Annotated in this window: 6 protein-coding genes; 3 read left to right on the forward strand and 3 right to left on the reverse strand. The window is 54.3% G+C overall.

Annotated features, from left to right (window positions below; all coding sequences use genetic code 11):
- Positions 1-2: 2 nt before the first annotated feature.
- The 3 genes from ACERJA_RS12375 (at position 3) to ACERJA_RS12385 (ending at position 5,489) form a co-directional block, all read left to right on the forward strand.
- Positions 3-1,568 carry an ATP-binding protein gene (locus tag ACERJA_RS12375; protein ID WP_373608545.1) on the forward strand — a complete coding sequence of 522 codons (1,566 nt, stop codon included), beginning with the start codon at positions 3-5 and terminating at the stop codon, positions 1,566-1,568.
- A gap of 83 nt (positions 1,569-1,651) precedes the next feature.
- Positions 1,652-4,141 carry a DUF262 domain-containing protein gene (locus ACERJA_RS12380; protein ID WP_373608546.1) on the forward strand — a complete coding sequence of 830 codons (2,490 nt, stop codon included), beginning with the start codon at positions 1,652-1,654 and terminating at the stop codon, positions 4,139-4,141.
- Positions 4,142-4,565: 424 nt separating this feature from the next.
- The gene (locus ACERJA_RS12385; protein WP_373608547.1) at positions 4,566-5,489 is read left to right on the forward strand and encodes a metallophosphoesterase; all 924 of its coding nucleotides are present in this window, start codon (positions 4,566-4,568) and stop codon (positions 5,487-5,489) included.
- 86 nt (positions 5,490-5,575) lie between these two features.
- Here ACERJA_RS12385 and ACERJA_RS12390 read toward each other — a convergent pair whose 3' ends face one another.
- The 3 genes from ACERJA_RS12390 to ACERJA_RS12400 form a co-directional block, all read right to left on the reverse strand.
- Complete coding sequence (locus ACERJA_RS12390; protein ID WP_373608549.1) at positions 5,576-6,568, reverse strand: DNA-processing protein DprA; 993 nt, start codon at positions 6,566-6,568, stop codon at positions 5,576-5,578.
- Positions 6,565-9,111: a helix-hairpin-helix domain-containing protein gene (locus ACERJA_RS12395; protein WP_373608550.1), complete on the reverse strand. Its 2,547-nt coding sequence runs from the start codon at positions 9,109-9,111 to the stop codon at positions 6,565-6,567. The genes ACERJA_RS12390 and ACERJA_RS12395 overlap by 4 nt, the downstream gene beginning before the upstream one ends.
- 585 nt (positions 9,112-9,696) lie before the next feature.
- On the reverse strand, positions 9,697-15,258 hold the full coding sequence (locus tag ACERJA_RS12400) for a DEAD/DEAH box helicase (RefSeq protein WP_373608551.1): 5,562 nt from the start codon (positions 15,256-15,258) through the stop codon (positions 9,697-9,699).
- Between the last annotated feature and the right edge of the window lie 64 nt (positions 15,259-15,322).

Raw genomic sequence — 15,322 nt, forward strand, 5'->3', positions numbered from 1 at the left:
CCATGAAACAACATCCAGAAGTCAATGAGGTACAGGAATTTCTCGAAATTGCCAGCGACTTTGAAGATCCGCTCGAGATTATCCGCGAATCACTGTCGAACTCCTACGATGCCGGCGCCACGGAGGTCGTGATTACAATCCGCAACACCGGGGCTGGCTCCGATATAATCATTGAGGACGACGGACACGGCATGTCCCAGCAGGATCTCAAGTCCTTCTTTGATCTCGGGAACTCCCGGAAAACAGACTCGATTGGCCACAAAGGTCATGGCACGAAAATTTTCTACAAAAGTGATCGGATCGTTGTCGATACGGCTCACAACGGCTTGAACTTCCACGCCGAAATGGACCGGCCTTGGGAGAGACTCAACGACAAGACGCTTCCAGAGTATGAAGTCACAGAAGCGGAAACACGGCCAGGAAATACCGGAACCCGGATCCAGATCACTGGCTTCCGGTCTGGCGAAGGGTTCGACCCGAAATCACTGACATACGACAAGATCCACCACTATTTGAAGTGGAAAACGATTGCCGGCTCGACCGCACACTACTTTAATGCCAATCAACGCGAGATGGATGTCGTGGTCAACCTGGACAACGGGATTGACGATACCCAGGAGCAACTCACCACCACGAACCAACTCACGTTCCCAAGCGAGCAACTCCGACCGTCTACTGGTGACTTCCCGGCTACGCGCATGTGCAAGCATTATCCCGCGCGTGAAATCACATTTGAGCACGACGAAGGCACGTCAACCGTGGAAATTGTGGGCATGATCGGCGGGAAGGCTGCCCGGAACGAACTCCCCACATATGGCCGGCATTCCGTCCAGTTCGGGGTCTGGCTGGCGAAAGATCATATCAAAGTTGAACAGCTCAATGAGGTATTGTCGCACGATAACGAGTTTATACACTTTTTCTTTATTGCAAACTGTCAGGACCTAGAGCTATCGGCAAATCGTGGAAAAGTCCGGAACAAAGCTAGCTCACTGTACAAAACGCTCAAACAAGAACTGAAACACTATATGACGAAAATTGCGGAAGACCCCTGGTTCAAAGAAAACTACCTAGAGACGCGGAAACGAGCACAGCTGCGCCGCCGTGCAAAGTCCCAGACCGCCTCGCTTGAAGAACGGTTACAGGCTATCAATCCTGGTGATCAATTTACACCCACGAACCGCACCGAAGTCCTATTGGCATTAGAACGGTCGAACCGCGATGCAGACATGGAGATTACTGTCAAAGAGTACAAAGCGGATCACGAAGTCCCAGCCATATTACAAGTGGACGACACACTGTGCACCAGCCATGTCTACGTTGAACTTACTCACCATTTCGAGAATGATTATCCACTAAGTTCGGCCGATGTAATTCTATGCTGGACCTACGGTGACATTGATGTGCTCCGCGAATACGAACGCCACGGCTACCACGGCGGTGATATTAAACTTGATTTGCAGAATAACCAAATAATATATCAGCAAGACAACAGGCATGTCGTGGATATTGTTACCGTCACTGACCGGTTAGCAGAACTAGAACACCATCCGCTTTCACCACTGGACTAGCAGTCGATTGATTTAATTTAAATCAATTTCTATAATATTCTACTATCGAAATATTGAGGTATATCAGATACTGTTGTGTCCACATGGAAGACTCAGATGATACATCCCTCTGTGGTACTCGCGTTTTTCTGTACCCTGGTGATCCAGACGGAACTGGGATCATCGACTATGATCCGACCGACTATCGAGACATGTACGAGGACTTAGACTTTGTTGACAGTACACAGTTCATCCGATCACTTGATCAGGATATTGAGTTAAAAAATCGGTCGCTCCTACGTGTGACCGACGGCGAACGGTTCGAAGTTCCAGAATACCAGCGGAACTACTCGTGGGAAGAAGATCAACACGACGAACTCTGGGATACCCTTCTCTCCATTCTCACGCTGCAACCGAAATCTGGACAACTTCCGGTGGACACATACTTCGGAACCGTGTATATTGCCCGGTCTTCACAGGGCGAGGTATATGAGGTTATCGACGGCCAGCAGCGCCTTTCCACGGTTTCCATCCTTCTAAAGAATATCAAGGAGCACCTCGAAGAGAAGCAGTTGTTGATTGACGGTCAGCTCCAGTCATACGCTGAACATATCTGTAAGGACTACCTCGATGAATTGCTGTATCGGCGGAAAGGACCGACTGAAACGCCATTTTTGGAACTCAACAAACACGACGATGTGGTTTTCGAGTTGCTGTTCCAAGATCATCAGAAGAAGGTCCAGACCCTGAAACGAATGGACCAGTACGACGGTCGCAAACAAAATGCCATTCGCCTCGGTGAACTCTTCGACGAGGTTGGCATTCCTGAAGAAGTGTACAACAACGATGAGGAACTGGCGGATAGTGACGTTCTGGATTCTTTCCGTTATTTTGGAGACTCACATCGGCGGCTGGTGCAGGCCGACGAATACTATCACAAGAAAGTCGGCGAGTTTGCCGACCGTGACGAGTTCGATACGCCGGAGAAGCAGGTTAAGGCCCTGCTCAACCTCGCACACTATACTCTCCGGTCGCTTCGTGTCTCCGAATGTATCTTCCAGACTGATAACCAGGAGTTGCGAATCGAAGTCTTCCAATCACTGAACGACCGTGGTGTGGAACTCTCCAATATGGACAAGGTCCGGGCTCGAATCGTCGGTCGGTTCCAGGGTGAGTCCGACAGCGACAAACAGATTCAACGCTGGGAAAACGTGGTAAGAGATTTCGGGGGTGATTCAGACGATGTTGAAGACTTCCTCGCCCATTACTTGGCTGCGACTGAGAAATCGTTCGAGACCGTGACTGATGCCCGCAGCAACATGCTTGAAGCGTTCCGACTGAAGCAAATCGGGCGGCACGATATCAAGTCCCGATTGGCGAATCCAGGACAGGCCCGTGACTTCCTCGAGGAACTCGAAAACTACGCTGGCCGGTACCGGGAGATTGTGACTGCAGACCTAACCGATGACGACACCGAACTGAAAAAGGAGTATCGGGAAGAGTGTGAAGCTATCCTACAGCGACTCAACAAGTTGGGAACCAAGCAGTGGCGGCCTTTCGTCATGTATGTCTACCAGGCCGTCACAGAAACTCCCGGTAAAGACGCGTTCCTACGCGATGTCTTGAAAACGGTAGAGAACATCACATTCCGAGTCGCTATCTCCGACTTGGTGGCAACGGTAGTGGACGACACCTATCCAAAAACTTGTCAGGAGTTCCGGGAACTGGAACAGTCCGGGAACCAATTCGATATTGATACGATTAGTGAGATTCTCGTCGAGAACATCGATAGTTCTGCTCGACAGCTTTTCGGCGAATCGTTTATCGATGTCTTGATAACCAGCGAGAACTGGCGGAACAATCAGACAAAGCAGTTGTTCCTGAAGATTGCAGACGAAGACTTCCGGGAACGGAACCAGACTGGTATCACGAAGTCAGAACTAAGCGAGGATCCGAGCGAGGTCCACATCGAACACATCCTCCCGGTGTCCTATTTCCTCTCCGGCAAAGAGAACCCGTATGCCTGGCTTGAATGCTTCTTTGACAACGGCGACCGCAATACAATCGAAACACAGATTAAATATCTTCGGAACCGGGACGCCCATCTTCTCTCCTCGGATGACGCCGGATACGATGAGATTGAGCAAATCATCGAAGGAATCGAGGAACGATTCGTCCGTGATCTCGGGAATATGATACTTCTAGATGAAGAAGTTAATACTCCCATTAAGAACCGAATGTTCTCTGTGAAACTCCGTGAATACCATCTCCGGCACAGCAAGGACATGGATAACCTCGTGAACCAATACTTCTCAACGAGTGGCAATGTTTCCAGTACGAAACTCGACCAACTCCTTGAGATAGACCTTCCAGCCGACGAAACAAAGTTCTCTGACGTTCACTCTACTGTTCAGTTCTTCAATGAGTGGTGGTCATACAAGCAGTTGGTTGATCGTAAAGCACACCTCATCACCGCGATTTTGGAGTCTCTGCAGTTCCGAACAGAACCTGGCGAATTCGAACCGTACATGGACGACGTAGAAGACTACGTCGAAGAAGACATTGAAAAGCGGTTGGCCGTTCTGACAGCATAGGTTCCCACAGAGTGGACATCTTTTCCTAAATTTCTAAATGATTTTACTGGGTTTTATTTGTATTTCCTGCGGTGTATATACGACAGATTCAGGAAAGTGTCTGGGTAGGTGTCAATCAACATCACATACAACTCCTTAATCGAGAGTCGGTCACCGTCTCGTCGACCCAGTACCTCGAACAGGGTTTGGAAGTCAGGATTCGAGACAAACCAATTTTGGAGGTACGTCGCAGACAGCGGGTGATTCTGGTAGAGTGGTCCACGTTGTTTCAGCATTTTCAGGTCAGCGACTGAGTCGCTCCGGCAGCTGAAAGCGGGATTTGTTATGCTCACACCGGAAAAGAGATCAGAAAAGAACCGCTCTGAATATCCCAGAACGGCAATAAGAACAGTAAATCAACCGTCAGTCTGAACAGACAGACACGATGCCACTCCATGTCCCCGACAAAACACGACTCTCGCACCCCGCTCGAGATTCCGTCGACGGTGTCTCCAGTGAGGGTGAGCCGCCGACCATCGTTAGTATCAGCGACATCCACGGCTATCTCGAGTCAGCTCGAAGCGCGCTACTAACGGTGGCGGATCACCCTGATATCGAGCCGATAGTCGTCCGCGGGAGAAACGGAACGCTCCACTGGGCGGACGAAAATTACGTGCTAGTATTCAACGGAGATCTCATCGATAGAGGGCCGGCAAACGAGGAAGTCCTTGAGATGGTTGCCCGGCTCGTAGACGAAGCCCCACTCGGACGGGTTCGAATCACCCTTGGCAACCACGAGGCGATTGTCCTCTCGACCGACCACTTCGGATTCCCGCAGTGGTTCGCTGGCAAAGTAGATATTGACGATCGACGACTGTTTCTCGAACAGATCGTGGCGGGCCACGTCGTAGCGGCCTATCGCGGGTACAACGTCACCTATGTCCATGCGGGTTCGCCAGTGGGATATCGAGTCGAGGAGGTCAACGAGTCGCTCGTCGATGCCGCGACGAAACTGCTCGAGGCTGCCGGGACTGAAGACGACATGGCGATGCAGCTGCAAATCATCGACTACCATCATCGCGTTCTCGGTGTCGGAAAGGGACACCCAAAGGCCCCGGGTGCGGGACTCGTCTGGCTCGACTTCGATCATCTGCCGCCGGATGCACCTCCCCAAGTCGTCGGCCACACTCGCCATACCGCACCGCAACGTAAAGGACAGGTATACTGTCAAAACGTGCTTCGAGACAATCTCGATTCGGATGGGGGTGAAGCAGTGTTCGTCGAAACACCAGAGTCCTTGTCTACTCTTATTCGAGAGCCTGACGGGAGCACTACGCTGAGCGAACTTGATCGATTTGTCCGGAAGTGAGAGAGCTGACATCGATGATGATATCTGAATCACATGAAACTGATCCTACGACCGGTCACGGAGACTCTCTAAACGATAAAAAATTGCTAGTACTCGTCGGTATCGGGCCCCCAATCAGCTAACGTCGCTTGCCCGGTATCGTCATCGCTGCGTCCTGTCTCGGTGTCCGAATTTGGTTCAGTAGATTGGGCAGCGTTCTCTTGTTGGTACCACTCGATAATCTCCGTTTCCGTTTCGATCGTCAGTGGTGATCCGGTGTTCCGGATTTCGGTGATTCCCTCGTACGGCCGAATATCTGGCGTCGATGATGGAACGAACACCCGTCGTTCCTGCGTAGTCGCATCGTCGTACTGAGACATTGTCCCTCCTGAACCGTCAGTAGCCACGATAACCAGACCGGGGCTCAGTGCGGAGAGCGTTTTATTCCGACCGAGAAATCCGGCTCGCGTCGGCCCTGCGGTCGGGCGGCGGTGTGATATGAGAACGCCACCAGCGTGAACGATCTCCTCGAATAGCGGTTCGTTTTCCGCTGGATGTGGCGTCTCGACCCCTGTCCCAAGCACGACGATCGTCGCACCCCCTGCCGCGAGTGCTCCCTCATGAGCCGCCGTGTCGGCACCCAGTGCGCCTCCACTTACGATCGCGTATCCCTCGGCGGCGAGGTCCTGAGCCATTTCACGTGCCCACTTCTGTCCGGTGGCGTTCGTTTCACGGGATCCCGAGAAGCTGACGGACCGCTGTTCGAGTAGCTCGGTATTTCCCTTCGTATAGATGACGAGTGGAGAATGCTGGGCGGCGAGCGCGGCGGGGTATCGATCGTCTTCGATACCGATGACGTCAATCCCGTCAGCTCGGTGGCGTTCGAACCGCTGGCGTGTCTCCTCAATGGTCGGTTCGAGCGACTGCAAGCTGTCGTACGCTTCCGCGTCGACGTAGTGGAACTCGGAAAACGCGTCTCGAGGGCTGTCGAGGAGATCATCGATGCCCTCGAACGTTTGATGTAGTTCCAGCGCCCGTTTGTCACCGATACCACTGATCTCGGTGAGGGCCACGACCCCCGCGAGGTCATCGAGGTTCATTTCTCGACCCCCGCAATAATCTCGGAGGCGTATCCATCAGGTGACGTTACTTTCCTCGTCTCGATCGCCTTGCCCGGCGTGAACCCGAGTGTGAGAGCGAGAACGCGTCCCGCCCCGGCCTCTCGAAGCGTGTGTGCACCGGCGAGGAGTGAACTCCCAGTCGTACTCACATCGTCAAGCAGGATCACCGTCTCACCGTTAAGTTTCGACCGACAGTGAAGCGTCTCTTCGGGATTGTGGGCCACCTCGAGTCGTTCCTCGCGAGACTTTCCGCGCTGTCGCCCAACCGTTTCGGTCCGCTCCAGGAGCGGCGTGTAGACGATGGATGTATCGAGAACTGCCTCCTGTGCGAGTTCGACCAAAGGCGCGCTGAGCGTGGACGCCTCGTGGCTCGGAAAGACACAGATGTAATCGTACTCCCAGTAATCTTGGAGGAGACGTCGATTGACTAGGTCCTGTAGTCGGGGTAGGAAGAACTCGACCGGTTCGGACGATCCGAACTTCGCCAACTGCTGCAATTGCTGGAAGAATATTCCCGGGGATCGATACCAGTCGAGAGCGAACGCCGGTACTGATTGCAGTACCGGGAACTCCGACGGAGGCTCGATTCGCCCGAACAGGTGCGTCAGTTTCTCGTGAGTCCCCAAGAACGTAGTAACTTCTTCCGGCGTCGTTGGCGTTGACTCTACGACCGGCCCCTCGAGTTCGTCCACCAGAACCGAGTTGGAGAGCATGCCCACGTCCACTCTGTGTTCGGTATCGAGATCCGCGAAGATTCGCCTGTAGAGGGTCGCCACTGGAATAGTTCGGTCAGTTGAGGCTCCCTCAGGATCCGTGGGGACCGATGGATACGCCGGAAATTGATCTAACACGGTCAGTGCCCGTTCGAGCTCACCCTGTGAGGTGACGACTTCCGGAAGCGGATGGTCTCCTTGCGGCGGCACAGGCCGAATGAGCACCTCAGGATTTTTGAAGCGTGTCCGTTCGCGCAGCCACTCTCGGGTCTCGGGCTGAAACGGCTCAACGTCGACCGTGCGATACTCTGTGATCCAGTTCCCGTTGCCGAACGCCTGGCGGCACGCACCGGTGCTAAACGGGAGCCGAGACTGATGTTGCGGGCCGTATCCAGCGAATGCAATATCGGCTGATCCGAACGCGATACAGGCATCCAGAAGGACGTAATACTGAACGAGCGGGTCGGTCAAATCGTCCGGATCGTGTGGGCTATCAGAAGAGAGGATGAACAGCTCGAGTACTTTCCGCATACTACGAACCGACTCGTAATACTCCGACAGGGCGTTTGCCTCTACGGCGACGCCATCACCCGTCATTTCGCTCTGATCGCCGTCAGCAGTCGGGCGTGATCGATCCCCGGTGCCGTCGTCGTCCGGTTCGGATGTCGGCTTCTTGGTTCGCTGTGACGCCTCGAGTATGATACGTGCCCTCCGTTCTCGAAGCCCATCGATCGAGCGCAGTTCGTCGAGCGGCGTCTCGACCAGTTCGTCGACCGTCGTGATCCCGGCTTGCTCGAGCGCGTACCCCGTCACCGGGCCTAAACCGGACACGGAATACAGCCCGTCCCCGCGAGCCATATCGCCGACGTACTGGCTGAGAATACGGAGGGTTTCGGCCTGTGTCGCTCCGCGATTGCCTAACGAGTCGAGCGTCTGCTCAACTTGCTCCTCGTCTAAATCCGACTGCGCCAGAATCGAGTCCCGGGTCGGCTTCACCGACGGGTCGTCCGCCGTGCTCGAGTGACCAGTCGTCTCTTGGTGACCGTCATCACCTGTCCGGTCGACATCGGTCGGCGTGAGATTGGCTCCGTCTTCGACCGTTGTAGGAATATCCACTGCAGCCAACAGTCCGTATATCGGCCACACGCTCGCGAACGTCTCGCAAACCTGGCGTGCGATCGCTGGATTGTCCCGAACATCAGCGAACGTCAGATCGGCCGTGAGGAGAACGCCATCGGAGCAATCCGTTCCGACTTCCCGTACTGTTTCCGGTGAGGGCGCACGAAGGGTTCGATCGCCAACGTGGAGGACGTGGTTCTCGTGACCTGCGAGATGGGCCGAGATCTCGTCCGCGTGCCGCTGGAAATGACTCGTGAAATCCGTGAGGACCGACTCCGTAACCCAGGGGCCGAGATACACACCGCATAGCACGTCACGATCGAAAAAGCCCCGCTTATTCCCGCCATCAAGACCAAACTCGAGTTGGAGACCCTTCGTCCGACCACCGGTTTCCCGGTATTGTTCGTGAGCTAGGGAGAGCCACATCGCTCGTGTCCCCTCCTCCGTGGAGGTGCTTGCCTCAAGGGCCGGAGACCCATCGGACTCACCCCAGACGAAATTGTCAAACCACTCGCGACCCGAAAACGTTTGTTCGACGATGTTGAGTACGTGTTTCCCCTTCTGTTCGAGATTGGTCAGTCGTTCACTTCCACTGGCGCAACTACAGAGTTGCTGAATGTCCTCGTCGGTGAACGTTACTGTCACATCGGAGGATGTGATTGATTCTCGGATCCCCTTTGGCTTGGTCATACAGTTGTTTTCTGAGGATTGATATAACGCTGATGGATATGATAGCATCGGCCGAGAATCAACTGCCCTCTATGAGACCGCCATGGGCGTCAGCAAAATAGAAGATGAGTTTAGAACGAATAGGGCGATGGTCATCGAGTAATGTTAATTCGTTCACTGCGGCCTCGAGACAGAATACTATTTTCTTAGGTACTCTCACGGAACAACTTTCGCCCATTGATTCAGATACGGAGAAGGACATCTGTATCTTATTGGAAGACGTTGATAGGTCCCCGACAGAGGACATTCCGGTAGGGAGTGTCAAGAAAACTATACATCTTCTAAGTGGGGTTGGATACAATAACTTGCGGTAATAGCGGCTAGCGTGACCTCGTTCGTAGAATATAGCGTCAGTAGCAGCGTGTGTGGAGAGTTCATGCGACTATGCCAACTGGCATAGCAGCACTTGACAAACGCTCATATCGGCCCGGGTAAACGTGGGAGATACATCTGCGAGAGCGAACAATCATGGTGTAGTGAATATCATTTATCAGATTCTACGTTCCGATAGGTGAGGACCGCATGGAGCGAGTACGTGGTGAGAGTTCAGCGATTCTCTATCGGCACGAGTTTGAGCCCCTTATCAACGAGTTCGGCCGCGTCTTCGCGATTTAGCGACTGCGGTTGGTTCCGCTCTTCACATCCGTACTGATAGAGACACCGGGGACAACCGTCCGAGCAATCGCAATCGAACTGGGTCGCAATTACTTCCATCGCGGCTTGGAAGTTCTGATACTCCCCAACTCGCTCTCGAACTAACAAGCGGGAGACTGCTGCACCGCCTTCTTGCGAGTCGAAGACATCAACGTGGTCGGTTCCAATATGTTCGTTCACATCCCGAATCGTAACGCCGGAGAGTTTTTGCAGGGCGAGCCGGAGTCCGTGTGCCAAGGAGTGAGTGACGTTAGAATCTGCGCTATCCAGTGATAATCGAACCCCTTCCGTAGCGTACTCGTATCCGATTCGAGCATAGATTGATTCAGAACCTTCGTCTGGCTTATGATCGGCATTGACGGAACACCGCCGCGTCTCGTCTCGATCCGTATAAATCACGCCAGGACAATCGGGTTCGGTGCAGAGTTCGAAAGGAGTTTCATGCTCATCAATGCCACCAGATTGGTACTTTGCACGGAACGAATCGGTATATTCGAGCACTTCATACTCTCCGAACGAGAGGACACCCACCCGCTTCCCTGTCTGTGTCTGTAATTCAAACTCATCGACCGGATCGAATTCGAGAATAGCCGTTTCACGCTGGGAGAACGTGTTCTGGACGCGCTCCGATGGAGAATCGTACATCGTTCTCGCGACGTCTTTTCCGTTTGCTAACGGCTCCGTGTCAAGAGTCGCTTCGACGGATTCTAATGCGATTAGTCGCCGTTCACGCCGTTTTCCATCACCGTTGCAGTCACAGTCGATATCCGGCTCGTCCGCTGAACTCCCGCACGTCGAACATATATATTCGTATGCTAGTCGAGCTATCGCCTCCTCACTGGCTGACGCTGCCTTCTCGGTCACCGTTTCGCGGAGGTCAGCTGACTTTTTATCGTGAGTGAACACTTGCGAGACGATGTGAGGGCGGCGGTCGTGAAGGTACGCGGCTGCGGGATGGAGTTCGGAAAGAGCGAGTCGACTGGACCGGCCCCCATCGTCGTCACCGATTCGTTCTGGTTCACCGGATTCATCGACGAGCTGAACATCGACGGAATCGGAAACCGAGCGTAGATTGAAGGCGAACTCACCGAACGCGTCTCCAAGGATGGAATAGTACCGCCGGCCGGACTGATCGTCGAGATAGTCCTCAAGGACGGTAACTCTCCGATCGAGTTGATCTTTCTTGTGACGTAGGCGAGACTCGGTATCAGCATCTGCGCGCTCGAGTTCGGTTTGGAGAGTCGCAATCTGCTCTTCGTGAGCGTTGATGCGGCCCGCTATCTCCTCAACGTGGTTTCGGTACCCGTTCACGTAGACATCGAGGACGGCGTCGATAGCATCGTCGATGAGGTGGGCGTGCTCTGCGAGAGCATCAACGAGAACCCCATCACAATCCGTCTCCGAACACTCGTCACCGCCTCGAGTACGATCATAGTGGCGGTAGCAGTGTGGGCAGTACGCATACTCGAGAAGCGAGTCGAGGTACTCGCTGATATCGTCCTCATAGTCGCTCACGATGGTTCCGAGCGGCCGCAATCGGGAATTATCGGTACCAAGATTCAGTTCTGTTGCCGAGTTTGCGAGAAGTTTCGTAAACTTCGCTGCGGTTTCTCGTTGGTCTGGAGTGGCTTCGCTTTGGTGGATGAAGTCTCCGCCGCCGGCGATATCGTGTTGACTGGACTCCCACGGAATCGTAAACGTCGCAGCGATATAGTCCAGGACAGCCCACGCGAGGGAGATTCGCAGGACGCGTTCGTTGTGTTCGTTAAGTGGGACTGGTTGTTTGTCGGCTGTGATCAGTTCGGTCGGTTCGTCGTAGTAATAGTAGTCGATAGGATTGCGTTGGCTGACGCTGTGCACCAGCGATGAGTTTGAACTACGTCCTGCTCGTCCGACGCGTTGGAGGTACGCGTTCATATTCGGCGGCGTACCGTACATCAGCAGTGAGTCCAGCGAACCGATATCGACTCCGAGTTCCATCGTCGGTCCCGAGGAGAGGAAATGGGGGTGATCGCTGTCACGGAACTGATACTCGATTTCCCGCCGCTCCATCTTCGACGTTCCCCCGTAGTACAGTTTGCTTAGTAAGAATGCGACTCGCGAGCGAGTCGCCGTGTACGCGCGTTCGCTGAAGCGGGGTTGATCAGGATCAGTTCGATCCAGCAACGAATCATCGCAGGCGACAGCCTGCGTACCGAAGCCGAAACTGGTCTGCAAGTGGCTATAGTACTCATCCTCGTAGGGGTCGTAATCGATACTGCCGGTGGCTGCGTGGCTTACCTCGAGTGAGTTCGGTGCGAACGCGAGGCGATCGTCGTCGAGCACCGTAACGAAACCATCGCTTGCGAGACTGTCGATGATCCGATGGTGGTCCCCTCGGACACCCTCAAGCGAGAGCAATTCAATCCTTTCTCGGTTGCCGGCGTCGACGAGCGCACGAATTATCGTTCGCTCGTCGGTGTTGAGGTCGGACACAAGTTCGGATCGGAGGCGAACGTCAACGAGACCGTCCGATTCCAGTGACTGGGCGCCCGGTGAGCGCCTTTCACCGGCGTGGCGAACGATGCGGCGCCGAATCTCATCCCGAAGTCTGTCTTCTCGATCGTCGACGGATTCCGTGCCGATCACGACGGCGCCGAGGTCGAGTGAAGCGCTTTCGCGAGCGTTCTCTCCCGTGAGTTCGTCTTCAAGTGCCTTGAGCAGTTTGAACGCCGTATCGACTACAGTCTCGAGGTCAACCCAGTCACACTCACGTCGGATATCGTTCGGAAAACTGTCTGCACCCGGTCGAAGTTTTCGGAGGTCAGTGGGCGACAATTCGCCGAGATCGACGGCATGAGTTGCAAGATCGAGGCTAGCTAGTACGAGTTGATCCAGGACGATATCTATCTCCGGTTCCATGAAGGAACGGTCCAATTCCTTCATATCGCGGTGGGAGTCGGAGAACGCCAGAAGTTTGGCGTCGTCGAACCCTTCACTGTCGGCGAGTTCGCGCAGGAGATATCGTGAGGTGGTAACGGCGACATTCGTCGGACTCCGCATGAGTTCGTCGAACGGGTCGTCGATTACTGTGGACCACAAATCGTGGTCGCACGGCATCGCACTCCGGTACTCGAGCGGTGAAACGATGGTCCCGTTACCCGTTCGCGTTTTGTATCGTCGGTAAGGCTGGTTCTGCAGTACGAGTTCCGGTTCCTCGCAATCGCAGGACCCACCGATCGTGACGTCCGTTCCACAGTTCTGACACTCGTCACTTGCCATCACTTCGTAGAGTCCGGCTTTCACGAACGGCCCTGTATTGGTACACGAGCAGGTTTCGGGTGGATTCTGAGTGAAGTATACCTCGTCACAATTATCATCGGCGCACGTCCAGGGAATCAGTCGAGTGTTCGCGACGGTCTGTCCACACTCACAGTCGACCAAGACGTTGGGAGACTCGTGGGTCCGCCCACACTCGGGACAGTCGACAGTAGCGTTGACAGTAGCCGTCGACCGGGTCGACTCACCACACACGGAGCACCCAGTTTCTCGCTTCCACATCTCTTCGCAGCCTGGGTTGCGACAAATGTATCGATCGTCGGATCGGATGACGGCTGGACTCCCACAGGACTCGCACGTCTCGACGACGCTTCGTTCCGTCCGATGGTTACAGGCTTGACAGTCGATCCACGGTTGGAACACAACGCGGTCCATGGGGACCGGTTCATCCCGGGATTCACGGCAGTATGGACATTCTTGCTGTGTCTCCCCACCGATCAGACCTTCATCGGAGTGCACGTAAGGGACCAGTTGGTCACACGCTGGACATGCGTTGGCAATCAGATGCTCATCGCTACACTGTTTGCAGTAGGTCGCTCGAGTGACGAACTTCCCGTTACAGGCGCGACAATGTTCCTGTGGTGACCGATACACCGCTGAACACGACGCACACGCGTAAAAGCCGTCGAGCGGCCACGAAAAGAGGTGGTGTCTGCTCTCTAGGAGGCCGGCGAACTCGCCGATCGTCTGGAAGTTGTCGACCAGTACTTCGGCTTGGTTGTCGGTGATATCGAACTGTTCGGCGATACGCTCGCGGAACTCTTTCGGCGGTTGCGGCTCGTCGGCAAGCGTCGTGTGAAGTGACTGAAACGCCTGTACAGCAAGGTCATTTCCGGGATCAGTAGTAAGTTGGTCGAACAGTTTCTCTGCGACTCGGTCCTCGAGCCGGTCGTTATCTAGGGTATTGGCTTGTTCGGCGAGCAAATCTGCGTCACCCACCTGCGGTGGCGACGCCTTCTCACCTCGTCCCGAAGCGAGAAGTTCGTCCGTCGAAACTCGATTGGTTAGTAACTCGTCGGGAACTGACTGAGGGGAAGTAGCCGTGAGTTCGCGTGGATTCTCCGATACTTGACTAATAGATTCGGCGCCGCTAATCTGGCGGAACAGTTCAGCGTCGTTTTCGACGGTTGCACTGCTCCCGATGACTTGCGGTTGAGGACAGTTGGCTTCGTCGCGGAGTCGGCGAAGTCGCTTGATCAGTGTCGCAGTGTAACTACCGAGGAGTCCGTCGTACGTGTGGACTTCGTCGAAGACGATGAACTCAGGTTCGTAGACGAACAGCTCTTGCTCAGTTTCGGCGTTGATATTGAAGAGCCGGTAGTTCAAGGTATCCGGATTTGTGAGAACGATGTCGGCACCGTCGTTCATCAGGCTCGACCGAGTCGTTCGGACGAAATCCAGCGGAACGTGATGTGGCCTGTCGTCTTCGCAAGCGGGTTTATCTGGTCGCAATTTAAAATCATCAGTCGTCCGTTCGACGAATACACCCTGTCCACATGACTGGCACTTTGCAAGGTCATCGTTTGCACCCGGACAACCGAAGTGCTCAAACGTCCGGTTGAGATACCCCTGTGCACCGTCCTCAAAGATATGCCGCGGAGTGTCGCCATCGTAGATGCCGACAGTCACCCACTCTTTTCGCCGTAGGTTCCGATTGATACGATACAGAATCTGGACCAGCCGCTTGAATTGGTCCTGTGCAAGCGCCTTCGTTGGATACATTAGGAGGGCCTTCGTCGACGTTCGACTTCCTGCGTCGCTGTTTCGCTTTGCTTTCACGATCTGGTCGAGAATCGGAATGAGCCACGCCTCCGTCTTTCCTCGACCCGTCGCCGCAGTGATAACCGTGTCATCACCGTCGAGGATGGTTTCGACACTTCGCTCTTGAAAGTCGTAGAGTCGTCGAAACCCTTCCTTGTGAAATGCCCGCGTGACGTTCGGATGTAACGACTGCGAACGCGCGAATGTTTGCCAATCAGTATCACTCCAGTTTGCGATCGGCAGCGCCTGTAAGTACGGCCCGCGCATTCCAGCGAGTGTAGACTCTCCCGCCGAGTCGGGTTGGAGGCGTGCGCTAACACTTTTTGCAGGGGTCCCGCCTCGACCCTGAAGATATGTCTCGTATGCTGTTCTCATCGTCTTGGCGCGTTCAGCTGGTCTTTTCATAAATAAAGTGAAGGATTGTGTGCGGATGGTACTG

It is taken from the genome of Natronorubrum sp. A-ect3 (assembly GCF_041821125.1).
GTDB lineage: Archaea > Halobacteriota > Halobacteria > Halobacteriales > Natrialbaceae > Natronorubrum > Natronorubrum bangense.